Below are 13751 nucleotides of genomic sequence, written 5' to 3' on the forward strand. Positions count from 1 at the left end.
TGTTTTGACGCGTATAAACGGAGCTGTTGCGATTTGCCTACGAAGAAGGAAGTGCTGTGCAGCTTAGAAATGAATAGCATGATAAATAAGAATAAAATGATAAAAACGCATTTATGATATGAATATAATTTACAGGGCATATAAAATGGAGTATGATGAAAAAGTAGTAAAGCGCAGAATGTATTCTGTATATAAAATTCTCGTCGTAAAGTGATATGGCTAATATCACTTGTGCCGCCAGCCGGCGCATAAGAAGGGAAGTGGATAGTGTTATAGACGGGGTAACGCGTGTTTTGGTGTCAATTAACTTATAGAAAGGTGGTGCGTGAATGATGAAGTGGGATCAGAAAGTAGCAAAAAATGTACAGGATATGAAACCGTCGGGAATTCGTAAATTCTTTGATATTGCCGCGCAGGTGAAAGGCGTTTTGTCGTTAAGTATCGGGGAGCCTGATTTTGCTGCGCCTGACAAGGTTTTGAATGCCATGAAGGCCAGCTTGGATGCCAAGGATACGAGTTATACGGCTAATGCAGGCATGCTGGAACTGCGGCAGGCTATTGCCGATTACTTTGCCGCTCATTACGGTGTGACTTACGATCCGCAAGATGAAATCCTCGTTACCGTCGGCGTATCGGAAGCGCTGACTATGGCGCTGATTTCCCTGGTTGAGCCCGGAGATGAAGTCATTATTCCGGACCCGGCTTATGTTGCCTATCCGGCAGCCGTTGAAATGGCTCACGGCAAAGCCGTGTTCGTGCCGACCTATCCGGAAGACGACTTCAAGCTGACCGTGGAAAATCTGGAAAAAGTCGTTACGCCGAAGACGAAAGCACTGGTTATCGGCTATCCGAACAACCCGACCGGTACGGTAATGACGGCGGAAGAACTGATGCCGATTGCCAAGTTTGTAGAAGAACACGATCTCGTTGTTCTGAGCGATGAAATTTACTGTGAATTGGTATACGGCGATACGAAGTTCACCTCCTTCGCCAAATTACCGGGCATGCGGGAACGGACGATCGTTTTCAACGGCTTCTCCAAGGCATGGGCCATGACCGGCATGCGCCTCGGTTATGTCTGCGCGCCGCGGGAAGGATTGGCGGCTATTACGAAGCTGCATCAATATGCCATCATGTGTGCCAATACGCAGGCGCAGCAAGGCGGGATTACGGCGTTGCGGGATTGTGACGAAGAAGTTCAAGCCATGCGTCAGGAATATGACAGCCGTCGTAAGGTTATCTATGAAGGCTTGAAAAAGATAGGCCTGAACGTCTTTGAACCGAAAGGCGCTTTCTATATTTTCCCCGATATCCGCAGTACAGGCATGACTTCGGCGGAATTTTGTGAACGTCTTGTCAAGGAAGAAAAGGTGGCTGTCGTGCCGGGATCGGCCTTCGGCGCCAGTGGCGAAGGATTTATCCGTATTTCCTATGCCGCTTCGATGGAAACGATTAAAGAAGCGTTGAATCGGATGGAACGGTTTGTCCAAAGGAATAAAAAATAAGCCTAAACGGAAAAACAGGTGTGCCTTTATACTAAGGCGCACCTGTTCGCTATTTTAACTAAATATTTCCGTATAAATAAAAAGTTGTTGACAAATGAAATGGTGAAGCGTATTATCTAGTTCAACAACACATATTGGTTACAAAACCTAAGACGCGGAAGTAACGGCGAAGTCGTGCACTTACAGAGAACCGGAATGGTGAGATCCGGTAGAACGCAGCTCGTCAAATGGACCGCTGAGGGCGCAGGGAAAGGCCGGGGCCGAGTATTCTGCGACGTGAGGGCATACGTCAGTTGCCGGGAATATGTTGGTATTCCGTCGAGCGTAGGAGTCATATCCTAAAACAAGGTGGCACCGCGGAACTGTATCCGTCCTTGACAAGGTATTTGTCATGGACGGATTTTTTTTNTTTTGTTAATGGGGGAAGCAAAAATGGAAACGATGTCGTTGAATGAGATTCTTCAATATCGTAAGTCGTACGATATTGTGCCGGTTGCGGCGACCTTGTATGCCGATACCTGCACGCCGGTAGAGGCGTTATGCAGATTGAGAGGGGAAAGTAAACGCTGTTGCCTGCTGGAAAGCATGGAGGATGCTACGCGTTGGGGGCGGTATACGTTCATTGGCGTTGCGCCGTCAATGGAGATGCGTTGTAAAGACGGCGTCATACAGATAAAGGACGCAGGTGGCGGTACGGAGATGAGAGAGGACCCTGTGGCGGTGTTGCAGACGGTTTTACAACATTACCGAGCGCCGCGATTGGCGAATCTTCCGCCCTTTACAGGCGGCTTTACGGGCTACTTTTCCTATGATTATGTCGCTTGCAGTGAAAGGTCGTTGCAGTTGCATGGTGAGGATGAAGGCGGGTTCGCCGATTTCGAGCTGATGCTGTTTGATAAGGTCGTTGCTTTTGATCATTGGCGACAACAGATCGTCTTGATTGTCAATGTTCGTCTCGACGAGGCTGAAAAAAATTACTCGCAGGCGTTGAGGGAATTGGCAGATATGGCGCGTGCGCTGCGGTGCGGCAGAAGCGTATATCCTGCGCCGTTACGGCTGCAGACATCGTTTCAGCCTCTTTTTACAAAAGACGAATACTGTGCAATGGTACGAAGAGGAAAACACTATATCAAAGAAGGGGAGATTTTCCAAGTTGTTCTTTCCAACCGGGTGAAGGCGAGAGCGAAAGGCAGTCTTTTTGATGCCTATCGCGTTTTGCGAACGTTGAATCCGTCGCCGTATCTGTTTTACCTGTGCAGCGAGACGGTAGAAATAGCCGGATCCTCACCGGAAACGCTGATTCGTCTGACAGACGGCGCGCTGTCCACATTTCCGCTGGCAGGCACGCGTCGCCGCGGCCGGACGTCGCGTGAAGACGAAGCGTTGGCGGCAGAACTTGTGCGCGATCCGAAGGAATTGGCCGAACATAACATGTTGGTCGATCTGGGGCGCAATGATCTGGGACGTATCAGTAAGTTCGGCACCGTTCACGTCGAAACGTATCTTGATATTCTCCGTTTTTCTCATGTCATGCATCTCGGCTCTACTGTCACCGGCGAGATAGGCGACGGCAAGACGGCAATCGACGCGATCGGCGCCGTTCTGCCGGCAGGAACCTTGTCGGGCGCTCCGAAGATCAGGGCTTGCCAGATTATTGACGAGTTGGAAGACTGCAAGCGCGGAATTTACGGTGGCGCCGTCGGATATATCGACTTTACGGGAAATATGGATATGGCTATTGCCATTCGGTTGGCTTATAAAAAGGATGACATCGTTTATGTTCGCGCCGGCGCCGGTATCGTGGCTGACAGTCGGCCGGAAGCGGAATATCAGGAATGCGTGCATAAGGCGCAGGCCATCGTGACGGCATTGGAAACGGCGAACGGAGGGATCGACAGATGATCGTGCTCATTGATAATTACGACAGCTTTTCATACAACGTTTATCAGCTTTTGGGACAATTCGACGAGGACATCGCCGTTATCCGCAATGACGCCGAGTCCGTCGCCGCGTTGGCGGCGCGAAAACCGGATTACATCGTCCTTTCGCCAGGTCCGGGACGGCCTGCCGCGGCGGGTATCTGTGAAGAGGTGGTTCGCCACTTCTGCGGAAAGGTGCCGATTCTCGGCATTTGTCTGGGACATCAGGCTATTTGCGAAGCGTTCGGCGGCACCGTGACTTATGCAGGAACCTTGATGCACGGCAAACAGTCTGTGGCCAGGATCTTGCGCGAAGAACCGTTATTCCATGGACTCGGGCCGGAAATGGATGTCGGCCGATATCATTCGTTGCAGGCCGAACGGATGACGCTGCCGCCGGAGTTGGAAATTTTAGCGGAGACGGCGGCAGGAGAGATCATGGCTGTCGGTCATAAAAAAGCGCCTGTTTACGGAGTGCAGTTCCACCCCGAATCCATATTGACGCCGCAGGGACCGTTGCTGATACGGAATTTTTTGAACCAGGCATAATTTTTTATTGTTACATATACATAATAAGGGGGAACATAGGATGATAGGGGAAAGTACGGTACGATTGATCAATCATGAAAATTTGAGTATATCTGAAGCCGGCGCCGTTATCGACGAGATCATGGAAGGCAAGGCGATGGCTGTGGAAACGGCGGCGTTTTTGACCGCCCTGCAGGCGAAGGGAGCCACGGCGGAAGAAATCATGGCCTGCGCCCGATCTATGCGCAATCATGCGACGCCGGTAAAAACGCCGCTGCCGTTGTTGGAAATTGTCGGGACCGGCGGCGATCATGCGCAGTCCTTCAACATTTCCTCGACATCGGCCTTCGTTTGCGCCGCCGGCGGCTGCTATGTGGCTAAACACGGCAATCGGGCAGCTACCTCAAAGAGCGGCGCTGCCGATGTGTTGGAAGCGTTGGGCGCGCGAATATCACTCGCTCCGGCCGCTTGTCTGACGCTGCTTAAAGAAGTCGGCTTTTGTTTTCTTTTCGCGCAAACGTATCATTGGGCAATGAAGTATGTCGCGCCTGTACGCAGGGAACTGCATACGCCGACGGTGTTTAATTTGCTTGGACCGTTGACCAATCCCGCACGTTCCGCTTACCAGGTCCTGGGCGTGTACGAGGAAGCGCTTCTGGAACCGATGGCGCGCGCTTTGCGGGGTTTGGATGTCAAACGGGGTATGGTGGTTTTTGGGACAGACGGGCTGGATGAGATCTCGCCTTCGGCGGTGACGAAGGTTTGCGAATTCAATGGCGATGCATTTCAGACGTATACGATCGAACCGGAACGGTTTGGATTGAAGCGGGGACGGAAAGCGGAGATTATCGGCGGTACACCGGCGGAAAATGCGACAATTACGTTGTCCGTTCTGGGCGGAGAAAAGGGGACGCGCCGTACGGCCGTGGCAATGAACGCCGGGGCCGGCCTTTATGTCAGCGGCAAGGCGGCGACGCTGGACGACGGAATCCGTTTGGCCGGCGAACTGATCGACAGCGGCGCGGCATTGGAACGGCTGCAACGGTTCATCACCTTAAGCCACTGCGTTTGAGGAGGTACGAATATGATTTTGGATGATTTGAAGGCAGCGGCCTTACGTAATGTTGCCGCCGATCGGGCGATTGTTTCAGCGGAAGTGATGAAAGCGAGGGCCTTGTCGCTTCCCACGCAACGGGACTTCCCCTTTCAGAAAGCCATAGCGCAGCCGGGCATGTCCTTTATTTGTGAAGTAAAGAAGGCTTCGCCTTCAAAAGGCGTTATTGCCGAAGAATTTCCCTATCGCTCTATTGCGGCGGCGTATGAGGCGGCCGGTGCTGCCGCCGTTTCTGTCCTTACAGAGCGAGAGTACTTTCAAGGCTCGACGACGCATTTGCGGGAAATCGCCGCCGCCGTTTCCATTCCGGTATTGCGAAAAGACGTTATCGTTGATGCCTATCAGATATATGAGGCCAAGGCCTGCGGTGCGTCTGCCATCCTCTTGATCTGCGCCGTTCTTTGTGACGATGAACTGCAGCCATTTCATGAGCTGGCAACGGCGTTGGGACTGTCTGTTCTCGTCGAAGCGCATGATGAAGCGGAAATTGATCGGGCATTAGCCTGCGGCGCAACTATTATCGGTGTCAATAATCGGAATTTGAGGGATTTTAGCGTATCCCTTGACACCAGTCTGATATTGCGTAAGCGCGTGCCGCCGTCCGTGCTTTTTGTCGCCGAAAGCGGTATCAAGACGCGGGCTGATGTGCAACGCCTGGAGGCTGCCGGTGCCGACGCCGTCTTGATTGGAGAAACGCTGATGCGCAGTCGGGACAAAAAACGTGACCTGGCCATGTTGGCAGGCAGGGAGGAGGTATGAAGATCAAACTGTGCGGATTGACAAGACCTTGTGATGTTGCTTGGGCGAATGAAACGCGGCCTGATTTTGCCGGCTTCGTTTTTGCCGGCGTGAAACGGCGTATTTCACCGCAGTTGGCGGGAATTCTGCGGCGACAGCTGCATGTATCCATTGCCGCTGTCGGCGTTTTCGCCGATGCCGCCGCAGCGGAGATCGCCGCTCTTGTGCGGGACGGAACGATTCAATGGGTACAGTTGCACGGCCATGAAGATGAAAAGTACATCGAGAATTTGCGCCGTTTAACGGATGCGCCGCTAATACAAGCGTTCGCTGTCAACTCACCTGTGGATTTGCGGCGGGCACAAGCCAGTTCGGCAGACTATATTCTGCTTGACAGCGGTAGCGGCGGTACGGGGCGACCCTTTGACTGGTCGCTGTTACCGTCTTTGGAACGGCCTTTTTTCTTAGCTGGCGGTATTTCTTTACATAACGTGCGGGAGGCGGCTCGGCGCAGGCCCTTTGCTGTCGATGTGAGCAGCGGCATCGAAAGAGACGGGCATAAAAGCAGAACAAAAATGAAACAATTTATGGCGTTTGCCAGAGCGGCGGCGCGGCAGGAGGGACTATAATGGAAACAGGAAGATACGGATCTTTTGGCGGCCAGTATATACCGGAAACGTTAATGAACGAGATCCATCGCTTGGAAAGAGAATACGCGTATTATAAAAACGATCCGACCTTTCAGTCGGAGTTGAAGGACTTGTTTACGTCTTATGCGAACAGGCCGTCATTACTGTATTACGCCGAAAAGATGACGAAGGATCTGGGCGGCGCCAAGATTTATCTGAAACGGGAGGATCTGAACCACACGGGGGCGCATAAAATAAACAACGCCCTCGGCCAATGCCTGTTGGCAAAGAAGATGGGAAAGACCCGCGTCATTGCCGAGACCGGCGCCGGCCAGCACGGGGTCGCGACGGCAACGGCGGCGGCCTTTCTCGGGTTGGAATGTGAGATCTTCATGGGAGAAGAGGATACGGTCCGCCAGGCGTTGAACGTGTACCGCATGGAACTTCTCGGCGCCACCGTTCACGCCGTTACGACGGGAACAAAAGTGCTCAAAGACGCTGTCAACGAAGCTATGCGTGAGTGGGTCAGCCGTGTGGACGATACGCATTACGTCATCGGATCCACGATGGGCCCCCATCCGTTTCCGATGATGGTCCGCGATTTTCAATCCGTCATCAGTGAGGAAGCGCGGCAGCAGATTCTGGAACGGGAAGGAAAATTGCCGGCTGTCGTCATGGACTGCGTCGGCGGCGGCAGTAATGCGATGGGGATGTTTTACCATTTTATCGCCGATCAAGATGTGCGACTTATCGGTTGTGAAGCAGCCGGTAAAGGAATTGACACAAAATTACATGCGGCGACGATGGCAAAAGGAACAGTCGGGATCTTTCACGGCATGAAATCTCTCTTTTGCCAGAATGAAGAGGGACAGATTGACGAAGTTTATTCTCTTTCCGCCGGCCTTGACTATCCGGGTATCGGGCCGGAACATGCGTATCTTAAGGAAACGGGACGCGCGTCATACATACCGGTAAAGGATGATGAAGCTGTTGCGGCTTTTGAATATTTAGCGAAAACGGAAGGGATCATCTGTGCCATCGAAAGTGCTCATGCCGTCTACGGCGCCATGCAGGAGGCGCCGAAATTGAAAAAAGATGATGTGCTGATCGTTTGCGTTTCCGGGCGCGGCGATAAAGATGTTGCGGCTATTGCACGCTATAAAGGGAGGGATTTGCATGAGTAAGATCGGAAACGCATTTAAAAGCGGGAAAGCCTTTATTCCGTACTTGACAGCGGGAGATCCTTCCGTTGAAAAAAGTTGTAAATTTATTCTGGAAATGGAGAGAGCCGGCGCCGACTTGGTGGAAATAGGCATTCCCTTTTCCGATCCCATTGCCGAAGGCCCTGTTATCCAAGCGGCCAATATCCGCGCTCTTTCTGTTCACACCGATTTGGGGCAAGTCTTTCGTCTGGTTCGCATGGTTCGGGAAAAATCACAAATACCGCTCGTTTTTCTGACATACGTCAACCCGATTTTTCGCTATGGTGCAGAGTCCTTTTTTTCGGCGTGCGCAGACGTCGGCGTCGACGGCGTTATCGTGCCCGATATGCCTTATGAAGAGCGGGGAGAATGTGCAACTGCCGCGGCGGCGTATGGGATTGATATCATTTCCATGATCGCGCCGACTTCCCGTGAACGAATCAAAACGATTGCTTCTGTCGGCAGCGGATTTCTGTATGTCGTTTCCTCCCTTGGCGTTACGGGCATGCGCAGTGATATAAAAACGGGTATCGACGATATGATCAAAACGATACGCAATGTAACGGATGTGCCGGCTGCCGTTGGTTTCGGCATCAATACGCCAGAGCAGGCGACAGCCCTGGCGAAGCTGGCTGACGGTGTTATCGTCGGCAGCGCTGTCGTCCGGATTATTGCTGTACACGGAGAAGCGGCGGGCCCGTACCTTTACGAGTACGTTCGATCCATGAAAGAAGCCGTTTTGCGGGCATAACGGAAAGACCCCCGGTAAACAAAAGACAAATGCTTACCGGGGGTCTTTCCGTATATGGAAGTTTTCTGTTGCTGGTTTCGTTTTCTTTAACCTCTCTGAAATCGGATAGTACATGATTTAAGCTGCCGTACATTCATCTATCGAATCAGCAATTGCTGTTGGCACGACGACATCGCATCCGCTGTTTCCGACTGCCTGTATTTGTGATTACACGTTCATTGCGGTTCAAACTCCATCAGCTGCCGCCTTTTTTCTTTCAGCGGTTAGAACAGAATCGTGTATCCGCGTCGTCGTTATCCAAAGGAAGAACTTGAATCATCGTACATTGGTAATGATTTTCCTGCTCCGTGCCCATTGGACTCACCTCTTTCGTATTTCCTACTTATAGCATAACATTAAAAAATAATGTTGTCACGTATTATTTTTAAAAATAGTTATAATATTTGTGAATAATATAAAATAAATAAATCTCATCTGTAAAACGATGAGGTTTATCCGCTCAGTCTACAATGATCAACGCCATGAAAACCAGATTATCCGTACCGATATTGACAATGCCGTGTCCGAAATTATCGGGCGTGAAGGTCACGTCTCCTGTCGTAACGGTTCGCTTAGTGCCGTTATCGTCATATTCTCCCGTACCGGAAAGAATATAGTACGTTTCACTTTCGCCGTGATGTTCATGATACCCTAAGGAACAGTCCGGCGGGATGGTGACTTCGGCGTATAAGCGACATTTGCCGTTGAGCTGTTGCTCATTGAGGAGCGGCTTTTTTAAAATATACCCTTTACCGCCTGATGCATGGTCTACTCTGATCGTTTCCATTGCAGATCCCCCTTTGGAAAAATATATTGGATGACAAGCGGCTGCTTGTTATCTGCCATTATCGACATAATAAGACGGGCGCTCACAAAGGTCTTCTCGGTGCAATTCGGGCAGAATATGGTCTGTCGCCGGATTTTTTTCGTTTTCCCGTTCATAACAGGCGATACCGAAAGAGAGGCAGGCGCCTGCTTCGTAAGAATGTAAAACCGTTTTCATTTTTAACGCGTCCAAGGCGCCGAAGAGGGCATAAAGCTCTGTCAGCGCATAGGAGCCGGCAGCGGCGCAAAGCTCTCGCGGCAAGTCGAGCAGGTGTGCAAGGCGTTGGCTTTTCAAGCTTTCCATGACTGCGCGGTCAAAACGGTTGGCCGCATCCCTGCTGTTGATACGCTGCGACAGATCGGCAGCGACGATGATTGCCGTTTTGCGATTCAGACCGGCAATCGCGGTGCAGATATCGTGGCCGAGCGCAAAGGCCGCCTGCAAGGCGTTTGCCTGTGGAGAGACGATGACCACGGAACCGGAGAACCCCGCGTCTTGCAGATAGCTGAGCGGTACCAGCGCGGCTGTATCCAAGCGCAGCGGAATGCCGGTGGCGCTGCTCCAGTGATTATTCAGCGGCAGCGCTTCCGATTGTGCTGCAACCGTTTCGGCCAGAAGCGTATCTGTCGTCGTCTTTACCGTTGCTTCGGCCGTGCCGGCACAAGACAGGCAGCCGGAAATGAACGGCGCCGTTATGACCGTCGCCGCCTGCGGATACAGATTGCCGTGACGGCCGATCAGAATCAGCGTATCTGGCTTCTGATCGGTCAGAAATGCAGCGGTTTTCGCCATTGCGGCTTTGGTTTTGTTAAAACGGCGCTTCTCGTCGGGCAGTACCGCCGGCGCCGCTGCCATGAAGGCCGCTGCAATGCAAGACTGTTCCATGTTGCTCACCTCATTTCACCGACTCTTCATCTTTATTATAATACAGTTGGAGCAAAAAGCTATCGGACAATCGCATTTCCTTCGTCGCGGCGGCCCTTGCTTTGCCCTGCAAGAAATTGTTGCCCTGCTTCTGGCCGGTTGTTTTATCCGGCGCGGTCTCAATACTCCGTATCTTCAAGCAAGCTCGTTCTGCCGAAGCGGGTAACGAGATCTTTTCGTTCCATATGCCAGAGCGGCGAAGCGAGACTGAACGTGGGATCATAATTGGGCGACTGCATATTGAGGACGCCGCAGATAAATTCATATTCCAGATCGTTGGTGAAATAACAATTGGCGTGAGACTTGATCGTCGCCGCAACGTCTCCGTTCCGCCGCATATAATCGTCGGAGAGGTAGCAGAACATGGGGATGCGCAGTACCTTAAAGCTAGCTCCGTCAGGCTGGCGGGCTATGTCGGGATCGGAGCCGTGATCGGAGAAGTAGATCATGGCATCAAGATTCAGATTCGTCTCGGCATATGTGAAGACCTGCGACAGGAACCAATCCGTGTACAGGATGGTATTATCGAAGTCGGCTTCCTGATTGATCTTGCCGTCGTTAAACCGCTGGAATTCGGCAGGATAGCGGTTGCGGTATTCGATATGACTGCCCATGATATGGAGAACGATAAAATTCTTCTCATTCGGATTGACGCGATCCAGAAATTTCAAGAGGGCTCCGTCCAACGTGGATTCTTTCAGATCGCGATCGACCCATTCGGCGACGTCGGCCGTATTGGCAATGAGCGAAATCGGCGTATCGGCGACACCTACAGAGCCTTGATTGCTGAACCAGTAGGTTTTGTATCCGGCTTTTTTTGCCATATCGATAATGGAAATAGACTGGTTAAACTGGAGATCATTATAGAAATTGGATTCCGTCAAAGCATGTTCCAAAACGGGAACCGTGTACCAGACGCAGGCGTAGGCGTTGGTAAACAATGTGAAATGGGGATCTTCTTTTGCCGCCGTCAGCCACGGCGTATTCGGGACATGCGTCGAATCGTACGCATTCATCAGTGTCCGTGTTTCCGATTCGCCGATAATTACGATGACCGTATTCGGATACGGCGCCGGATTCAGCTGAACGGCTTGCAGCGCGGCGAATTTTTCATCGTGGTTTTCGGCGTACAGCAAAGCGCTTTTCAAATAATCGTGCGTATCGATGAAGGTGCGTACGGGAAAGGCCTGCGGAAAAATTTCTTCGCCCAGCGCAGTAAGACAAGGAACGGTGATGAGCAGAGAAAATAGCGGCAAGACGAGGCGATACGCCTTCGTCTTCGGTAAATGAGGCTGGTTGTAGTTGAGGGCATAGAAGATTCCTAACAAGACGATCAGGAAAAAGACTACCAGGCAGATCATGGCAGCACCGAGAGAATGAAGATATTCCAACGTTTCGGCAGGTCCCGTTTGGAAGATGATCAGCGCTCCGGAAGTCGTGATCGACGAACTGTACAGATAATAATAAATGAGTTGCAGCAGATTGATGGAGGCGGCGGCAAGTTGAAGGCCCGTCATCAAAGCGGCCCCGATTTTGCGGGGCAAATACTGGTTGACAAGCATGTTTATCAAAAACAACAGCGCAAAGCCGTAGAGACCGACGTAAATGTCGTAAATATTATTCAGGTAAATCGTATTTCCGTTTACCAGCGAAGTGTAACTGAGCAGGGGACCGACGATGATCCAAGATAAGGCGACGAACGCTGTCGGCAATATGGCTGACGGTGAGAGACAGCGGTGGTACAACGCCAATGACAGTACGACGGAACCGACTGACGGAATCAGGCCGTAGGCCATGGCGGACAGATTATCGGCGCCGAGGCCGAGCGAGACGAGCAGCTGCCATTGGAAGCAGAGGACATAAATGACCACGAAGGTCAAGAGAAAATACACGATGCGATGTCCCCTTCGCTTACCTTCTCCAGGCGCCTGTTTGAAGAGCGACAGAATGTAACGGAGCATATCGCTGAGACCGAAATTTGGCATGAAATATACCCTTTCTTTACCGTTATTTTACATAACATGATATATACATTTCCTATTATACATCAACTGATTTAGATAAATATAGTACAGGTATGGAAAAATATTACAGGGTCTTTCGGGAAATTACCTATTGCCAAAAAATGGCCAACATGGTATAATTCCTCTTGTTTGAGGCGATTGAGTCGCCTTAGGAGAGTATGAAACGGCCCCGTGGTGTAGCGGTTTAACATGTCGCCCTGTCACGGCGAAGATCGTCAGTTCAAATCTGATCGGGGTCGCCATATTTGCTCAGGTAGCTCAGTCGGTAGAGCAGGGGACTGAAAATCCCCGTGTCGGCGGTTCGATTCCGTCCCTGAGCACCAACAATTCCATATGCGGTCGTGGCGGAATGGCAGACGCGCTACTTTGAGGGGGTAGTGAACGAAAGTTCGTATGGGTTCAAGTCCCATCGACCGCACCACATAGTGAAATTGAAGCAGCTATCGTTGATAGGTGCTTTTTTTGTTTGCTTTGGCAGCGCCGCGAACGATAAGGTGTACTATCTGTAATGGATTTCAGTTGGCAATAATAGATGTATAAAACGAAGATTGGAAAGGAAAAGGGATGAGACGGCTAAGGCAAGCTGCGCCCTCCCTTTTATGCAGACGCGTAGGCTTTCGGCGGGTGCATGAAATTTTCTGCAGTAGCAGCATACTATATGTAGTACGAATGGTCAGAAAATAGGAGAAGGGAATTCATAAATGGCTTTAATGAGTAAAAAAGGCATACTAAAGGGCGTAAATCAATTGACAGACTAATTTGAACATGTTTAAATTGATATATCATCGTATTAGTGTGAATAGCTGAGTTTGTAGAAAGGAGGCACACTGATAATTTTTATGATTACCAGTTGTTCGTATGGCGAGATTACCGGCTAAGGAAAAGCACGATGAAGAAGTTCGCCGCAAGGTCTTGATGAGTGCCAAACGCCTCTTCATCGAGCAAGGTTATGCAAAGACGACGATTCGTCAGATCGTTGACGATTCAGGGATTATGATCGGTAGCATTTATCATTTTTTTAAGAATAAAGCCGATATTTTCCAATCGTTAATGCAGGAAATGCTCGATCAATCGTCACGCTTGGTCAAAGAGCGCTTCGGTAGAGAATCGGCTGTGATTCAGATTGCCATTATTTTTTTGATTGAAATTGAAGCGATCAAGTCGAATAAGAACGTACGCGATTCATTTTTCGAAGGGGATGCGATGTTAGAAGCTTTTGAGCACCGAATCGACAGCATTTCCCATTTATCACAGCAGTTATTTGCGGAATTGCTGCCGTCATTAGCCTATGAAGATTACTTTGCGCGCACCTTATTGATTCACGGTATGATGCGAAGCTATATTACGTCGTATTATTTTACGCGGAAAGTACAGACGAAGCTGAGTTATGGCCTCTTTTTGCGCATGGTGCTGCCCGTGTATGGCGTCAAAGAGGCGGAGATCGCAGTGATCACCGCCCGCATTGAGGCGCTGCATCAGCAAATTCACGACGTTACGCAAGATCTCATTACGCGCGTTACCGTCAGGTAAACGAAATCATCGAGTTGGAGGA

At 50.7% G+C, this 13751-nt stretch carries 12 protein-coding genes and 3 tRNA genes; 12 read left to right on the forward strand and 3 right to left on the reverse strand.

Annotated elements, in window-relative coordinates:
* The first annotated feature begins 332 nt into the window (after positions 1-332).
* The 8 genes from HMPREF1250_RS00585 to trpA all read left to right on the forward strand — a co-directional run bounded on the left by HMPREF1250_RS00585 (position 333) and on the right by trpA (position 8386).
* A complete protein-coding gene (locus HMPREF1250_RS00585) occupies positions 333-1505 on the forward strand; it encodes a pyridoxal phosphate-dependent aminotransferase (RefSeq protein WP_036242182.1) in 1173 nt (390 codons plus the stop codon).
* A 432-nt stretch (positions 1506-1937) separates the two neighbouring features.
* Positions 1938-3407, forward strand: a complete 1470-nt coding sequence (gene trpE / locus HMPREF1250_RS00590; protein WP_023052681.1) for an anthranilate synthase component I — start codon at positions 1938-1940, stop codon at positions 3405-3407.
* Positions 3404-3973 (forward strand): anthranilate synthase component II, encoded by a 570-nt coding sequence (locus HMPREF1250_RS00595; protein WP_023052594.1) that lies wholly within the window; start codon positions 3404-3406, stop codon positions 3971-3973. Before trpE ends, HMPREF1250_RS00595 begins: the two co-directional genes overlap by 4 nt.
* A 40-nt stretch (positions 3974-4013) precedes the next feature.
* Positions 4014-5024, forward strand: coding sequence for an anthranilate phosphoribosyltransferase (gene trpD / locus HMPREF1250_RS00600; RefSeq protein WP_023052656.1), 1011 nt, complete (start codon positions 4014-4016; stop codon positions 5022-5024).
* A 12-nt stretch (positions 5025-5036) separates the two neighbouring features.
* Entirely contained in the window at positions 5037-5825 is a 789-nt protein-coding gene (gene trpC / locus HMPREF1250_RS00605) for an indole-3-glycerol phosphate synthase TrpC (protein WP_023052584.1), read from the forward strand.
* The gene (locus HMPREF1250_RS00610) at positions 5822-6433 is read left to right on the forward strand and encodes a phosphoribosylanthranilate isomerase (protein ID WP_023052692.1); all 612 of its coding nucleotides are present in this window, start codon (positions 5822-5824) and stop codon (positions 6431-6433) included. The genes trpC and HMPREF1250_RS00610 overlap by 4 nt, the downstream gene beginning before the upstream one ends.
* On the forward strand, positions 6433-7617 hold the full coding sequence (trpB, locus tag HMPREF1250_RS00615; protein WP_023052651.1) for a tryptophan synthase subunit beta: 1185 nt from the start codon (positions 6433-6435) through the stop codon (positions 7615-7617). Before HMPREF1250_RS00610 ends, trpB begins: the two co-directional genes overlap by 1 nt.
* Entirely contained in the window at positions 7610-8386 is a 777-nt protein-coding gene (gene trpA / locus HMPREF1250_RS00620; protein WP_023052585.1) for a tryptophan synthase subunit alpha, read from the forward strand. Before trpB ends, trpA begins: the two co-directional genes overlap by 8 nt.
* Before the next feature lie 499 nt (positions 8387-8885).
* On the opposite strand, the gene HMPREF1250_RS00625 is transcribed toward trpA, so the two are convergent.
* The 3 genes from HMPREF1250_RS00625 to HMPREF1250_RS00635 all read right to left on the reverse strand — a co-directional run bounded on the left by HMPREF1250_RS00625 (position 8886) and on the right by HMPREF1250_RS00635 (position 12136).
* Positions 8886-9212, reverse strand: a complete 327-nt coding sequence (locus HMPREF1250_RS00625; protein ID WP_023052629.1) for a cupin domain-containing protein — start codon at positions 9210-9212, stop codon at positions 8886-8888.
* A 48-nt stretch (positions 9213-9260) separates the two neighbouring features.
* A complete protein-coding gene (locus tag HMPREF1250_RS00630; RefSeq protein WP_023052655.1) occupies positions 9261-10136 on the reverse strand; it encodes an aromatic ring-opening dioxygenase catalytic subunit LigB in 876 nt (291 codons plus the stop codon).
* Positions 10137-10294: 158 nt separating this feature from the next.
* A complete protein-coding gene (locus tag HMPREF1250_RS00635; protein WP_036242185.1) occupies positions 10295-12136 on the reverse strand; it encodes a phosphoethanolamine transferase in 1842 nt (613 codons plus the stop codon).
* A 228-nt stretch (positions 12137-12364) separates the two neighbouring features.
* Here HMPREF1250_RS00635 and HMPREF1250_RS00640 point away from each other — a divergent pair.
* From HMPREF1250_RS00640 to HMPREF1250_RS00655, 4 genes are all read left to right on the forward strand, one after another.
* Positions 12365-12441 (forward strand) — tRNA-Asp (locus HMPREF1250_RS00640).
* Positions 12442-12446: 5 nt separating this feature from the next.
* Positions 12447-12522: transfer RNA gene (locus HMPREF1250_RS00645), tRNA-Phe, on the forward strand.
* 12 nt (positions 12523-12534) lie between these two features.
* Positions 12535-12620 (forward strand) — tRNA-Leu (locus tag HMPREF1250_RS00650).
* A 437-nt stretch (positions 12621-13057) separates the two neighbouring features.
* On the forward strand, positions 13058-13729 hold the full coding sequence (locus tag HMPREF1250_RS00655) for a TetR/AcrR family transcriptional regulator (protein ID WP_023052691.1): 672 nt from the start codon (positions 13058-13060) through the stop codon (positions 13727-13729).
* Positions 13730-13751 lie beyond the last annotated feature (22 nt).

Source organism: Megasphaera vaginalis (ex Srinivasan et al. 2021) (genome assembly GCF_000478965.1).
GTDB lineage: Bacteria > Bacillota > Negativicutes > Veillonellales > Megasphaeraceae > Megasphaera > Megasphaera vaginalis.

Coding starts and splice junctions, on each gene's coding strand:
- HMPREF1250_RS00585 (WP_036242182.1), top strand. CDS start 333: ATGAAGTGGGATCAGAAAGTAGCAAAAAATGTACAGGATATGAAACCG.
- trpE (WP_023052681.1), top strand. CDS start 1,938: ATGGAAACGATGTCGTTGAATGAGATTCTTCAATATCGTAAGTCGTAC.
- HMPREF1250_RS00595 (WP_023052594.1), top strand. CDS start 3,404: ATGATCGTGCTCATTGATAATTACGACAGCTTTTCATACAACGTTTAT.
- trpD (WP_023052656.1), top strand. CDS start 4,014: ATGATAGGGGAAAGTACGGTACGATTGATCAATCATGAAAATTTGAGT.
- trpC (WP_023052584.1), top strand. CDS start 5,037: ATGATTTTGGATGATTTGAAGGCAGCGGCCTTACGTAATGTTGCCGCC.
- HMPREF1250_RS00610 (WP_023052692.1), top strand. CDS start 5,822: ATGAAGATCAAACTGTGCGGATTGACAAGACCTTGTGATGTTGCTTGG.
- trpB (WP_023052651.1), top strand. CDS start 6,433: ATGGAAACAGGAAGATACGGATCTTTTGGCGGCCAGTATATACCGGAA.
- trpA (WP_023052585.1), top strand. CDS start 7,610: ATGAGTAAGATCGGAAACGCATTTAAAAGCGGGAAAGCCTTTATTCCG.
- HMPREF1250_RS00625 (WP_023052629.1), bottom strand. CDS start 9,212: ATGGAAACGATCAGAGTAGACCATGCATCAGGCGGTAAAGGGTATATT.
- HMPREF1250_RS00630 (WP_023052655.1), bottom strand. CDS start 10,136: ATGGAACAGTCTTGCATTGCAGCGGCCTTCATGGCAGCGGCGCCGGCG.
- HMPREF1250_RS00635 (WP_036242185.1), bottom strand. CDS start 12,136: ATGCTCCGTTACATTCTGTCGCTCTTCAAACAGGCGCCTGGAGAAGGT.
- HMPREF1250_RS00655 (WP_023052691.1), top strand. CDS start 13,058: ATGGCGAGATTACCGGCTAAGGAAAAGCACGATGAAGAAGTTCGCCGC.